Source organism: Streptomyces sp. NPDC001606 (assembly GCF_053596835.1).
In genome coordinates this window covers 288,397-300,790 of the sequence record NZ_JBSFHC010000003.1, presented here as the reverse complement: position 1 = coordinate 300,790, position 12,394 = coordinate 288,397, and the positions used below count along the sequence as shown (strand labels likewise).

Annotated in this window: 8 protein-coding genes and 6 tRNA genes; 7 read left to right on the top strand and 7 right to left on the bottom strand. The window is 74.7% G+C overall.

From position 1 onward, the window contains the following. Positions 1–11: 11 nt before the first annotated feature. The 3 genes from ACWCV9_RS08935 to ACWCV9_RS08925 all read right to left on the bottom strand — a co-directional run bounded on the left by ACWCV9_RS08935 (position 12) and on the right by ACWCV9_RS08925 (position 2,797). Complete coding sequence (locus tag ACWCV9_RS08935; protein WP_450785031.1) at positions 12–836, bottom strand: GNAT family N-acetyltransferase; 825 nt, start codon at positions 834–836, stop codon at positions 12–14. 75 nt (positions 837–911) lie between these two features. Further along, on the bottom strand, positions 912–1,733 hold the full coding sequence (locus tag ACWCV9_RS08930) for an aminotransferase class IV (RefSeq protein ID WP_450785029.1): 822 nt from the start codon (positions 1,731–1,733) through the stop codon (positions 912–914). Then, positions 1,730–2,797 carry a chorismate-binding protein gene (locus tag ACWCV9_RS08925; RefSeq protein WP_450785027.1) on the bottom strand — a complete coding sequence of 356 codons (1,068 nt, stop codon included), beginning with the start codon at positions 2,795–2,797 and terminating at the stop codon, positions 1,730–1,732. Before ACWCV9_RS08925 ends, ACWCV9_RS08930 begins: the two co-directional genes overlap by 4 nt. 177 nt (positions 2,798–2,974) lie before the next feature. On the opposite strand from ACWCV9_RS08925, the gene ACWCV9_RS08920 reads away from it, so the two are divergent. The 6 genes from ACWCV9_RS08920 (at position 2,975) to ACWCV9_RS08895 (ending at position 3,521) form a co-directional block, all read left to right on the top strand. Beyond that, a tRNA-Gly gene (locus tag ACWCV9_RS08920) sits at positions 2,975–3,047 on the top strand. A gap of 38 nt (positions 3,048–3,085) precedes the next feature. After that, positions 3,086–3,159 (top strand) — tRNA-Cys (locus ACWCV9_RS08915). A 1-nt stretch (position 3,160) separates the two neighbouring features. Continuing rightward, positions 3,161–3,232, top strand: a tRNA-Val gene (locus ACWCV9_RS08910). A 10-nt stretch (positions 3,233–3,242) separates the two neighbouring features. Continuing rightward, a tRNA-Val gene (locus ACWCV9_RS08905) sits at positions 3,243–3,314 on the top strand. A gap of 34 nt (positions 3,315–3,348) precedes the next feature. After that, positions 3,349–3,420, top strand: a tRNA-Val gene (locus ACWCV9_RS08900). A gap of 29 nt (positions 3,421–3,449) precedes the next feature. Beyond that, positions 3,450–3,521 (top strand) — tRNA-Val (locus ACWCV9_RS08895). Positions 3,522–3,709: 188 nt separating this feature from the next. Here the strand turns inward: ACWCV9_RS08895 and ACWCV9_RS08890 are convergent. Beyond that, positions 3,710–3,886, bottom strand: coding sequence for a hypothetical protein (locus ACWCV9_RS08890; protein ID WP_023552040.1), 177 nt, complete (start codon positions 3,884–3,886; stop codon positions 3,710–3,712). A gap of 604 nt (positions 3,887–4,490) precedes the next feature. On the opposite strand from ACWCV9_RS08890, the gene ACWCV9_RS08885 reads away from it, so the two are divergent. Continuing rightward, positions 4,491–5,921, top strand: a complete 1,431-nt coding sequence (locus ACWCV9_RS08885) for a protein kinase domain-containing protein (protein WP_450785026.1) — start codon at positions 4,491–4,493, stop codon at positions 5,919–5,921. A gap of 86 nt (positions 5,922–6,007) precedes the next feature. Here ACWCV9_RS08885 and ACWCV9_RS08880 read toward each other — a convergent pair whose 3' ends face one another. The 3 genes from ACWCV9_RS08880 to cobT form a co-directional block, all read right to left on the bottom strand. Then, entirely contained in the window at positions 6,008–6,826 is an 819-nt protein-coding gene (locus ACWCV9_RS08880) for a TrmH family RNA methyltransferase (protein WP_450785024.1), read from the bottom strand. 73 nt (positions 6,827–6,899) lie between these two features. After that, entirely contained in the window at positions 6,900–8,132 is a 1,233-nt protein-coding gene (gene cobA / locus ACWCV9_RS08875; protein WP_450785023.1) for a uroporphyrinogen-III C-methyltransferase, read from the bottom strand. 152 nt (positions 8,133–8,284) lie between these two features. After that, on the bottom strand, positions 8,285–12,373 hold the full coding sequence (gene cobT, locus ACWCV9_RS08870) for a nicotinate-nucleotide--dimethylbenzimidazole phosphoribosyltransferase (RefSeq protein ID WP_450785021.1): 4,089 nt from the start codon (positions 12,371–12,373) through the stop codon (positions 8,285–8,287). Positions 12,374–12,394: the final 21 nt, after the last annotated feature.

The following is a 12,394-nucleotide window of genomic DNA, read 5'->3' as shown; positions in this document are numbered from 1 at the left end:
CTCCCGCCCGCCTACAGCAGCGGCTTGGCGAGGCTGAGGGACGTCGTCTCGTAGCCCAGTGACGCGTAGAGCCGCTCGGCGGGGGTGTTGCCCGCGAAGACGTTGAGGCCGAGGACCGGCCGGCCGGCCTCGATCGCCTGCCGCTCCGCCAGCCGCATGAGCGTACGGCCGTGTCCGCGGCCCCGGCGGTCCGGATCGGTCTGCACGTCGAACACGAAGGCGCTGTCGTCCCGCAGGGCCAGCCACAGCGTGCCCACCCTGGCGCCCTCGTGCTCCAGAACGCTGAAGAGCATGCCGTCGGTGGCCAGGCCGTGCGGCAGCAGCCGGGCGTGGTCGTCGTGGGCCTTGGCCCGGGCGGCGGCCTCGGGGACGCCGAGCTCGAGCCAGGTGCGCGCGTAGCGCTCGCTCTCCGCTTCCTGCCACACCGCGTACTCGGCCGCGGTCATGGGCCGGGCACGGCTGCCCGGCGGCAGGTCGGGCGGGTCGGTGCCGAGGCGTTTCACCATGGCGCGGTTGCGGGGCGTGTAGCCGAGCGTGCCGAAGAGCCGCAGGGCGGCGTCCGCCTCGGCGGGGACGACGGTCTCGATCTGCCGGCAGCCCCAGCCGCGCGCCACCTCCTCCGCGGCGAGCGCGGCCACCGTGCCCCGGCCGCGCCGGCGGAACGGCTCCTCGACCCGCAGGTCGATCACGCGCGCCACCGAGGCGCCCAGGGACGGCGAGGTGCCGAGGTGGATCTCGCCCACCGGACGGCTGTTGACGCACACCCGGTAGCGGCGCGAGCGGGTGCCGTCGGGGTGCTCCTGGAGCGGCTCGGCCGGCCGCAGGGTCGTGGTCATCACAGGTGTTCTACCCACGGCGGCCCCGCCCCGTCAGCCTGTTCCGCCGAGCCGCTCTCAGCCCGGGCCCCCGGCTCAGGGGTCCAGATCCTGGCCGGACCGCTCGTCGAAGATCCGCATCGCCTTGGCGGTCACCGGCCCGGGCGTGCCGGGCAGTTCACGGCCGTCGACCCGGTGCACGGCCTGGACGTCCCGCAGGGTGGAGGTCAGGAAGACCTCGTCGGCACGTTCCAGCACGTCCAGCGGCAGGTCGGTCTCCCGGGCGCCCGTCCACTCGACGGCGAGCGCCCGGGTGATGCCCGGGAGGCAGCCGGAGGCGACCGGCGGGGTGTGGATCTCGCCGTCCAGGACGACGAAGACATTCGAGCCGGTGCCCTCGCAGAGCTGTCCGACCGTGTTGCCGAACAGCGCCTCGGAGGCGCCGTGCTGGTGGGCGCGGGCCAGGGCGACGACGTTCTCGGCGTACGAGGTGGTCTTCAGGCCGGTGAGGGCGCCGCGCTCGTTCCGCGTCCAGGGAACGGTGATCACCGCGGTGGAGTCCGGGCGGCGGGTGGTCTCGCCGAGGGCGACCACCAGGGTCGGGCCGTGCTCGCCGCGGTCGGAGCCCAGCGGCCCGTGGCCGCCGGTGTAGGTGATCCGCAGCCGGCCGAGCGGCATCGGGTTGGCCGCCAAGACCGCCGCGCAGGCCTGGCGGACCTCGGCGTGGTCGGGGTCGGGCAGACCGAGACCCCGGGCCGAGCGGGTCAGCCGCTCGAGGTGCCGGGAGAGCGCGAACGGCTTGCCGTTCTGCGCCTTCACCGTCTCGAAGACGCCGTCGCCGACCGTCAGCCCGTGGTCGAAGACGGAGACATGGGCGGACTCCGCGTCCCGCAGTCCGCCGTCCAGCCAGATCTTCATGACAACGCCCCTCCGCTGTGCTCGTACGCCCCCGACGCTACCGCGAGCAGCCGGGACGCCTTCAGCTCGGTCTCCCGCCACTCCCCCTCCGGGTCGGACCCCCAGGTGATGCCGGCTCCGGTGCCGAACCTCAGCACGCCTTCGGCGCGGTCGATCCAGAAGGTGCGGATGCCGACGGCCAGCTCGGCGGTGCCCCGGTCGGCGTCCACCCAGCCGATGCCCCCGCAGTAGGGGCCGCGCGGGGCCGTCTCGAGGGCCTCGATGATCCGCAGGGCGCTCTGCTTGGGCGCGCCGGTGACCGAGCCGGGCGGGAAGGCGGCCGTGAGCAGCTCCGGCCAGCCGGCGCCGGGGCGCAGCTCGCCGCGGACCGTGGAGACCAGGTGGACCAGGCCGGGGTGCTTCTCCACCACGCACAGGTCGGGGACGGTCACGCTGCCGGTCGCGCAGACGCGCCCGATGTCGTTGCGGACCAGGTCCACGATCATCACGTTCTCGGCGTAGTCCTTCTCCAGGAGGTCCGCCTCGGTGCGCCCGGTGCCCTTGATCGGGCCCGACTCCACGGTCCGGCCGTCCCGGCGCAGGAACAGCTCGGGCGAGGCGGTGGCGATCTCCACGCCGTGTTCCGGCAGCCGGATCGTCCCGGCGTACGGCGCCGGGTTGCCGCGGGCGAGCAGCGCGGTCAGGGCGTCCACGTCGGCGTCGGCGGCGACCGGCGCGCTCAGCACGCGGCAGAGGTTGGCCTGGTAGACCTCGCCGGCCGCGATGTGCTCGCGGATCCGGCGGACGCCCGCGGTGTAGGCGGCCCGGTCCAGGGAGCTGGTCCAGTCCGCCTGTGCCGGGCCCCGCCAGCGGCCGGGCACCGGCGCGGGCACCGGCTCCTGTCGTACGTGTGCGAAGCGTGCGCAGGTCAGACGGCCCTCGAAGTCCGCGCTGACCGCCCAGAAGCCGGAGGAGTCCAGGGCGGCGGGGTCGCTGGTGACGTCGAGCAGGCCGGTGGCGACGCGGTCGCCGAAGCGGGCCAGGGGAGGGAGCGCGGGGAGGGGTTTCGCGGGGTGGTCGAGCACGTGCTCGAGTCTAGGTCCGGTGTCCGGCGGATGACCCGGGGATGTCCCGGAGGGGTCCTGACCACGACCTTCACCGGACGCACCGCAGCACGCTGCGCAAACGCGTTTTTGTGCTGGCCCAGGAATCCGCTAGAGTTCAACACGTCGCCGGGACGCGGAAGCGGACCGAAACGACAAGCGGACGTAGCTCAGTTGGTAGAGCGCAACCTTGCCAAGGTTGAGGTCGCGAGTTCGAGCCTCGTCGTCCGCTCGAAGGAAGAAGGGGTCATCCCGATCCCCTACACTCCTGGTGGAGTGGCCGAGAGGCGAGGCAACGGCCTGCAAAGCCGTCTACACGGGTTCAAATCCCGTCTCCACCTCCAAGGACGATTAGCTCAGCGGGAGAGCGCTTCCCTGACACGGAAGAGGTCACTGGTTCAATCCCAGTATCGTCCACGCGTCCCGAGGACGATTAGCTCAGCGGGAGAGCGCTTCCCTGACACGGAAGAGGTCACTGGTTCAATCCCAGTATCGTCCACTCGATCTTCGGATCGTGGATCCTTGGATCCCTCGCGCGATTAGCTCAGCGGGAGAGCGCTTCCCTGACACGGAAGAGGTCACTGGTTCAATCCCAGTATCGCGCACACTCCGTGACCCTTTGGTCACGTCTCCCGGACGATTAGCTCAGCGGGAGAGCGCTTCCCTGACACGGAAGAGGTCACTGGTTCAATCCCAGTATCGTCCACACGGCACAGAGCCCCTGGTCTTCGGACCGGGGGCTCTGTCGTTACGGGTCGGCGGCGCAAAGGGGTAATGCCGGCGCAGCTCCCCAGCTGCGCCGGCATTCGTGCCGTCCGTCGCACCCCCGTCCCCACGGGGTTTCATGGATGGATGTCCCCGCCCGGACCGCTCTTCCGGGCCTGGGGTCGCCGCTCAGCGCCCCAGCATCGCACCCACGGACGACGCCTGTGTGGCCACCGTCTCCCAGCCGTCGAAGACCAGCAGGAGCAGGGCCGCCAGGGGAAGGGCCATGAGCGTCGCCACCAGGGGGTGGCGGCGGCCCGTCCGGCGCGGGGCGAACGTGGTACGTCGCGGTGCCGTGTGGGCCATGGTCCCTCTCCCGACCGTCTCGGTTGTCGTCAGCAGCGGCGGGCGCCTGACCTCGGGGGACGAGTGCTGCACCCGCCGCTTGACCTCAAATCTAGGCGCGGAGCGGGCGGCGGGCGTCATGCCCTCGTACCGATTGCCGGGCCTCCCGGAGGATGAGCCATGACCTGCGACGTACTCCCCTGGGTGGAGACGCAGGCGCGCACATCGGGGTCATCCCGGAGGGGGTGCCCGCCGTGTCCGGCCATTTCCGAAGCGTCCCGGGGGCCCGAAAGGAGTGACTTCGATCACTCCAGGCGGGGGTGCGGAGTGCGCCGTACGCCGCATCGGAAGCGACGCGCGGGCGGGCCTGCGGGCCGTCCGGGGCGGCCGTCCGACGCGGGCGGCATCCGGCCGGGGTGAGCCGGTGACGAGCCCAACCACCGCACCCTGCCGCGTGGTTGGGGCTGCCCGGGGCCCAAAGGTGCCGCTGGGGGTGGCTTCCTGACCGCGTTTCACCTCCGCCGGTGGGCACACACAATCCGTAGGGGCCGGAGGGCGCGGCCTCTGCGCGCAGGCGGCGTGGGAAACGTAAGCTGTGCCACGTCACAGGGACCGGGCAGCGGGGATGAACATGGCGATGATGCGCCTGAGGCGCGAGGACCCGCGCGTCGTCGGCTCGTTCAGGCTTCACCGACGGCTCGGCGCGGGCGGTATGGGCGTGGTCTACCTCGGCTCCGACAAGAAGGGGCAGCGGGTCGCGCTGAAGGTGATCCGACCCGATCTCGCGGAGGACCAGGAGTTCCGGTCGCGGTTCGCCCGGGAGGTCTCGGCGGCGCGGCGGATCCGGGGCGGCTGCACGGCCCGGCTGGTCGCGGCGGACCTGGAGGCCGAGCGGCCGTGGTTCGCGACCCAGTACGTGCCCGGCCCCTCGCTGCACGACAAGGTCGCCGACGAGGGCCCGCTCGGCGCGGCCGAGACCGCGGCCGTCGGCGCGGCCCTCTCCGAAGGGCTGGTCGCCGTGCACGAGGCCGGTGTCGTGCACCGGGACCTGAAGCCCTCCAACATCCTGCTGTCCCCCAAGGGGCCGCGGATCATCGACTTCGGCATCGCCTGGGCCACCGGTGCCTCCACCCTCACGCACGTCGGCACCGCGGTCGGCTCCCCGGGCTTCCTCGCCCCCGAACAGGTGCGCGGCGCGATGGTCACCCCGGCGACGGACGTGTTCTCGCTGGGCGCGACCCTGGCGTACGCCTCGACCGGCGACTCCCCCTTCGGGCACGGCAGTTCCGAGGTGATGCTGTACCGGGTGGTGCACGAGGAGCCCCAGCTGTACGGCGTACCGGACGCGCTCGCCCCGCTGATCCGGGCCTGTCTGGCCAAGGACCCCGAGGACCGGCCCAGCACCCTGCAACTGTCGCTGCGGCTCAAGGAGATCGCCGCCCGCGAGGCACAGGACCTGGGTGGCGACGTACGGCCGCCCGCGCCGCGCGCCGCGGAGGCGGACCGGCCCACCGGGCGGCTCGTGGACACCTACCCCGAGCAGCAGCGCAGCCAGCGGCGGACCTCCCCCGGCACGCCGTTGCCGCGGGGTGGTGCCCCGTCCCGGGGGGCCGTGCCGTCACGGGGCGGCAGCGGCCCGCGGGGCGCGGGTACCGGCGGCCGGCCGGGCACGGCACGGCCGACCCCGGTGCCGCGCGGCGGCGACCGGCGCTCGGCCGGCGGTGTCCGGCCGGCTCAGCGCAGCGGCTCCGGGCGGCCGGCGCAGCGTACGACGGGTACGCGGCTGCGGCCGGCCAATCCGCGGCTGCTGCGGCAGCGGCTGTTCGTGTTCGTCGTGGTGACGCTGCTCGTGGCGCTCGGTATCGCGCTGGCGCAGGGCTGCGAGGGCCCGGCGCGGGGGCTGGGCGGCGACGACGGCCGGCCGCAGCGGCATGCGCAGCCGGTCCGCACGGCGAGGGCGGACGGAGCGCTGGGCGAGGAGGCTCCGCCGACGCCCGGGACGAGCCACGCCGCCTCCGCTCAGCCGAAGGCACCGGCCCCCGCCCGCCTCGGCTGAGGATCCGGACGAAGGGCCGGACGAGGGGCCGGACTCCTTCTCACAGCCGAGCCCCGGTCCCGGCACATACCGCCCGAGAGGGTGGGTCAGGACTCCGGGCGGCCGGTGGCGACCGCGTAGAAGGCCACCGCTGCCGCCGCGCCCACGTTGAGCGAGTCGACGCCGTGGGACATCGGGATACGCACCCACTCGTCGGCCGCGACCAGCGCCTGGGTGGACAGCCCGTCCCCTTCGGCGCCGAGCATCAGAGCCACCCGGTCCATCCGGTGCGGGGCCGCCTCGTCCAGGCTGCGGGCCTTGTCGTCCGGGGTGAGCGCGAGAAGCGTGAAGCCTGCCTCGCGGACCTGCTCCAGCCCCTTGGGCCAGGTCTCCAGCCGGGCGTACGGCACCGAGAACACCGCGCCCATGGAGACCTTGACGCTACGGCGGTACAGCGGGTCGGCGCAGTCGGGGGAGAGCAGCACCGCGTCCATGCCGAGGGCGGCGGCCGAGCGGAAGATCGCGCCGATGTTGGTGTGGTCGTTGACCGACTCCATGATCACCACGCGGCGGGCCGAGCGCAGCAGCTCCGTCGCCGTCGGCAGCGGCTTGCGCTGCATGGAGGCGAGCGCGCCGCGGTGCACGTGGTAGCCGGTGACCTGCTCGGCCAGCTCGGGGCTCACCGCGTAGACGGGGGCCGGGAGTTCGTCGATGACGTCGCGCATGACGTCGACCCACTTGGCCGAGAGCAGCATGGAGCGCATCTCGTAGCCGGCTTCCTTGGCCCTGCGGATGACCTTCTCGCCCTCCGCGATGAACAGGCCCTCGGCCGGCTCGCGCTTGCGGCGCAGCTCGACGTCGGTCAGGCCCGTGTAGTCACGCAGGCGCGGGTCGTCGGGATCCTCGACGGTGATGAGATCGGCCACGGGGTGATACTGCCTTGTCCTGGGTGTGGTGCCAACGGCTGGGTAGAGGTGTGTTACCCCGGGTTACACATGATCAAGCGGCCGGTTCCGGACCGACCTGGACGACCGCGCCGATGACGATCACCGCCGGCGGCTTCACGTCCTCGGTCCGGACGGTCTCGGCGACCGTGGCGAGGGTGGCGTCGACACGGCGCTGCGCGGCCGTCGTACCCTCCTGGACCAGCGCGACCGGGGTCTCGGGCGACCTTCCGTGCGCGACGAGCGTCTCGGCGATCTTGCCGATCTTGTCGACGCCCATGAGGACCACCAGCGTGCCGGTGAGCTTGGCCAGCGCGGGCCAGTCCACCAGCGAGCGCTCGTCGTCCGGGGCGACATGGCCGCTGACCACGGTGAACTCATGGGCGACGCCCCGGTGCGTGACCGGGATGCCGGCCGCGCCCGGCACCGAGATCGAGCTGGAGATGCCCGGGACGACCGTGCACGGGATGCCGGCCTCGGCGAGCGCCTGGACCTCCTCCATGCCCCGGCCGAAGACATAGGGGTCCCCGCCCTTGAGCCGTACCACCGACTTGCCCTGCTTGGCGTGCTCGATCAGCGCGTTGTTGATGGCCTCCTGGGCCATGAAACGGCCGTACGGGATCTTCGCCGCGTCGATGACCTCGACGTGCGACGGGAGTTCGGCGAGCAGGTCGCGCGGGCCGAGCCGGTCGGCGATGACGACGTCCGCCTCGGCGAGCAGCCGCCGGCCGCGGACCGTGATCAGGTCGGGGTCGCCGGGGCCGCCGCCGACCAGGGCGACGCCCGGGGTGCGGGTGCGGTGGTGGGGGGCCACCAGGGTGCCGTCGCGCAGGCCCTCGACGACCGCGTCCCGGATGGCGGCGGTGTGGCGGGGGTCGCGGCCGCGTGCGTCCGTGGTGAGCACCGCGACGGTGACGCCCTCGCTGTGGCCGGTCGCCGGGGTCCAGGCGGTGGCCTGGTCGGCGTCGTCCGAGCGCACGCACCAGACGCGGTGGCGCTCCGCCTCGGCGGAGGCCGCGGCGTTGGTCGCGGGGTCGCTGGTGGCGATCAGGGCGTACCAGGCCTCGGCGAGATCGCCGTCCTGGTACGGCCGCCTGGCCCAGGTGATCTCGCCCGCTTCCGCCATGGCCTCCACGGAGGGGGTCGCCTCGGGGGACACGACGAGGATGTCCGCACCGGCCGCGATGAGTGCCGGGAGACGGCGCTGGGCCACCGTGCCGGCGCCGAGGACGACCACGCGGCGGCCGGCGAGGCGGAGGCCTACGGGGTAGGCGGGGTGTTCGGCCATGAGGGGCGGCTCCTCGTCCAGGGCGGTGCGGTGGGCGCGCTGCGGCGTCGGAGCGGCCCTGACGTGCGGATTTTAGCTGTGAGCAGGGGTGCGGGCACGGGGTGGTCCGGCTGCTGGAACGCCGGACCACCCCTGCGGTGAGCCCGTGACCTCTACTTCTCGGTGACTCCGGCCGAGTCGAACGTCGCCACCTCGTGCATCGCCCGGGCCGCGCTCTGCACCAGCGGCAGGGCCAGCAGCGCGCCCGTGCCCTCGCCGAGGCGGAGGTCGAGGTCGACCAGGGGGCGCAGACCGAGCTTGTTGAGGGCGGCCACATGGCCGGGCTCGGCGCTGCGGTGACCGGCGATGCAGGCCGCGAGGACCTCGGGGGCGATCGCGCGGGCCACCAGAGCGGCCGCACCGGCGCTGACGCCGTCCAGGATCACCGGCGTACGCAGCGAGGCGCCGCCGAGGAGCAGGCCGACCATGGCCGCGTGCTCGAAGCCGCCGAGGGCCGCGAGGACCCCGATGGGGTCGGCCGGGTCCGGCTTGTGCAGGTCCAGGGCGCGCCGCACGACCTCGGTCTTGCGGGCCAGCGTCTCGTCGTTGATGCCGGTGCCGCGGCCGGTCACCTCGGCCGGGTCGGCGCCGGTGAAGACGGAGATCAGCGCGGCGGACGCCGTGGTGTTGGCGATGCCCATCTCACCGGTGAGCAGCGCCCTGTTGCCGGCCGCCACCAGGTCGCGGGCGGTCTCGATGCCCACCTCGATGGCCGCCTTGGCCTCCTCGCGGGTCATGGCGGGGCCGGTGGTCATGTCGGACGTGCCCCCGCGGATCTTGCGGGGCAGCAGGCCGGGGGTGGCGGGCAGGTCGGCGGCGACGCCGACGTCCACGACGCACACCTCGGCGCCGACCTGGTTGGCGAAGGCGTTGCAGACGGCTCCCCCGCCGAGGAAGTTGGCCACCATCTGGGCGGTGACCTCCTGCGGCCAGGGGGTGACGCCCTGGGCGTGCACGCCGTGGTCACCCGCGAAGATCGCGACGGCGGCGGGCTCCGGGATCGGCGGCGGGCACTGCCGGGACAGCCCGGACAGCTGGGCGGAGATGATCTCCAGCATGCCCAGCGCGCCGGCCGGCTTGGTCATGCGCTTCTGGCGCTCCCACGCCTCGCCGAGCGCCTTGGCGTCGAGCGGGCGGATCTGTGCGACGGTCTCGGCAAGCAGGTCGTGGGGTTCCTCTCCGGGCAGGGCGCGGCGGCCGTACGTCTCCTCGTGCACCACCCAGGACAGGGGGCGCCGCTTGGACCAGCCGGCCTGCATCAGCTCGGGCTCGTCCGGGAACTCGTCGACGTACCCGACGCACAGGTAGGCGATGACCTCCAGGTGCTCGGGCAGGCCGAGCGCGCGGACCATCTCGCGCTCGTCGAAGAAGCTGACCCAGCCGACGCCGAGGCCTTCGGCGCGGGCCGCGAGCCAGAGGTTCTCGACGGCGAGAGCGGCGGAGTACGGCGCCATCTGCGGCTGGGTGTACCGGCCGAGGGTGTGCCGGCCGCCGCGGGTGGGGTCGGCGGTGACGACGATGTTGACCGGGGTGTCGAGGATGGCCTCGATCTTCAGTTCCTTGAACTGCTTGGCCCGGCCCTTGGGCAGCGACTTGGCGTACGCCTCCCGCTGCCGCATCGCCAGTTCGTGCATCGTGCGCCGGGTGTCGGCGGAGCGGATGACGACGAAGTCCCAGGGCTGCGAGTGGCCCACGGAGGGTGCCGTGTGGGCGGCCTCCAGGACGCGCAGCAGCACCTCGTGCGGGATCGGGTCGTTGCGGAAGCCGTTGCGGATGTCGCGGCGCTCGCGCATGACCTTCAGGACGGCCGCGCGCTCGACCTCGTCGTAGGGCGGCGCGGCCGGACCGGTGGAGCGCTGTGCCTCCGCCGCGTCGGCCGGGCCCTCTTCCTGCTCGGCGCCGCGGGTCTGGAGGTCCTCCGCCTGCTGTACGACGACGGGGGCCTGCTCGGCGGCCGGCGCGTCCGGCTCGGCCTCGCGCGGCGCGGGGACGGTGGCCACCGGCTCCGGCTGCCCCGTCTGCTCCTGCGCGTCCTGCGCGGGCGGCGTGCTGGGCTGCGACTGGGCGGGGACCGGCTGCGGGGCCGCCGGCTGAGCGGCCATGGGCGCGGACTGGGCGAGCGGCTGCTCCGGCTGCGGCTCCGCGGCGGCCGGGGCGGGCTGCTCGGCCGCGGGCTCCACGGGCAGCGCCTCCGGCTGCGCGGCGGGCGCGGCACCGTCCGGCGCCGCCCCGGGCGCGCTCGCGGGCAGGGGCTCGGCGGCCACGGCCGCCGGCTCGGGCTGCGGCGCGACGGGGGCGGCCAGCTGGGGGCCCTGCGGCTGGTGCGGTTCCGCCGCGGCGGTGCCATCGGCGACGGGCTGCTCCGGTACGGCGTTCACCGCGGGCGCCACCATGAGGACCTCGGCCTCCGGGGCGAGTCCGGCCTCCGGGGCGGGGGCGGCCGCAGGAGCGTCCGGTACGGCGACGGCGACCGGCTCCGCCTCGGCGGCGGGGGCGTCCTGCGGCTGGACCGGGACCGCCGCGGGGTCGGGCTGCGGCACGTCCTCGGAGGCGACGGGCTGCTCGGCACCGACCTCCGGCGCGACCTGCGCCGGTACGTCGACGGGAGCGGCCACGGCGACCGGCTCCGGGGCGACCGGCTCGGCAGCCGCCTGCTGTTCCACGGCCGCTTCCGGTACGAGCTGAGCGGGGGCATCCTGCGCGGGGGCGGCCTCGACCGCGACGGCCTCCGGGGGAAGCACAGCGGCCTCGGCGGGAACGGCGACGGTCTCGGCGGCAACCTCGACGGCCTCGGCGGCAACCGCGTCCGCCGTTCCGGGCACCGGCTCGGCGGCGACGGGTTCCGCTGCGGGCACCGGTGCCTGCGCCGGGTCGGCGAGCTGCGCGTCAGCGGCCGGCTGGGCGGGCGCGGACACCTCGGCGCCGTCCGTGGCCGGCGCCTCCTCGGCCACCGGGCCGGGCGTCACCTCGCCCGGCGCGTCGGCGACCACGGCCTCCTGCGCCACGGTCTCCGGGACCACGGCCGCCTCGGCCACGGCCTCCTGCACGGCCCCCGCGTCCGCGGGCGCCGCCTCCTGCACCGGAGCCGCCTGCTGCTCCTGGGGAACCGCGGTCTCCTGGCCGGACGCGTCGGCGGGCTGCGCGGCTTCCGGGCCGCCCGCCATCGCCACGGCGCCCTCGGCCGGCAGGCCGGCTTCCGCGCCGGGCTGCTGCATGTCCTGCGGGCCCTGGCCGGCCGGTACGGCGTACTCCGCGTCCTGGCCGGGCACCGGCTGCACGCCGTCGTGGCCGTACTCCGGCTGGGCGGGGGCCGGCTGCTGGGCGACCGCCTGGGTCGCGAGGCGGGCGACGGCGGCCTGGGCGGCACCGGACGGATCCGCGGCGGCCTCCGGCGCGGGAACGGCGGCGGGGTCAACCGTTTCGGCAGCCGGTGCCTGGGCATCGGTCTGGGCCACCGCGGCGACCTGCGGCTGCGCTTCGGTCTGGGCCACCGCGTCGGGCTGTGCCTGCACATCGGCCTGCGCATCGGCCTGCACCGCGGCGACCGGCGCCTGCACATCGGCCTGCACCGCGGCCATCGGCACCTGCGCATCGGCCTGCGCCAGGGTGGCGTGCGGCTGCTCGCCCGCCGGTGCGGGGGCGGCCAGGGGCGCACCCCAGGGGGCGGCGCTCTGCGGGGCCATGTCATGCAGCGACTGCGGCTGTACGTCGAGGTACTCGGGGCCGGCCTGCGACGGGCCGGGCTGCCGTACCGGCGCGCCGGCGGGGCCGCGGTCGGCGAGGGAGCGGACCGGGCTGGCGGAGGCGTCGGGGATCGGCGGACCGAGGTGCAGCGGGCGGCGCGGCGGCTGTGCGGCGGCCGTCGCGTCGTGCGGCGCCGAGAGGATGGGCGACGACGGCACGGACGCGGGCCCCGGGTTCGGGTTCGGCAGCCGGACACCGCTGAGGTCCACCGAGCCGCTGTCGCGGCCGGCCGTCTCGTGCGGGCCCGGCTCGTGCAGGGCCTCCAGCACCGGTTCCGGGGCCGGTGGCGGCACTTCGTTGCCCCACGCGCCCTGGGCACCCGGCAGCAGCAGCTCCTCGTCCTCGGCGGGCGCCTCGGAGAGGTAGGTGTACGCACCGTGCGCGGGGACGCCCGGCTGCTCCACCATGCCTGCGCTCTCCGGCTGCCCCTCGCCCGGGACCTGGCCGGTGTCCGTCATGCGTACCCCTCGCCCATCGGT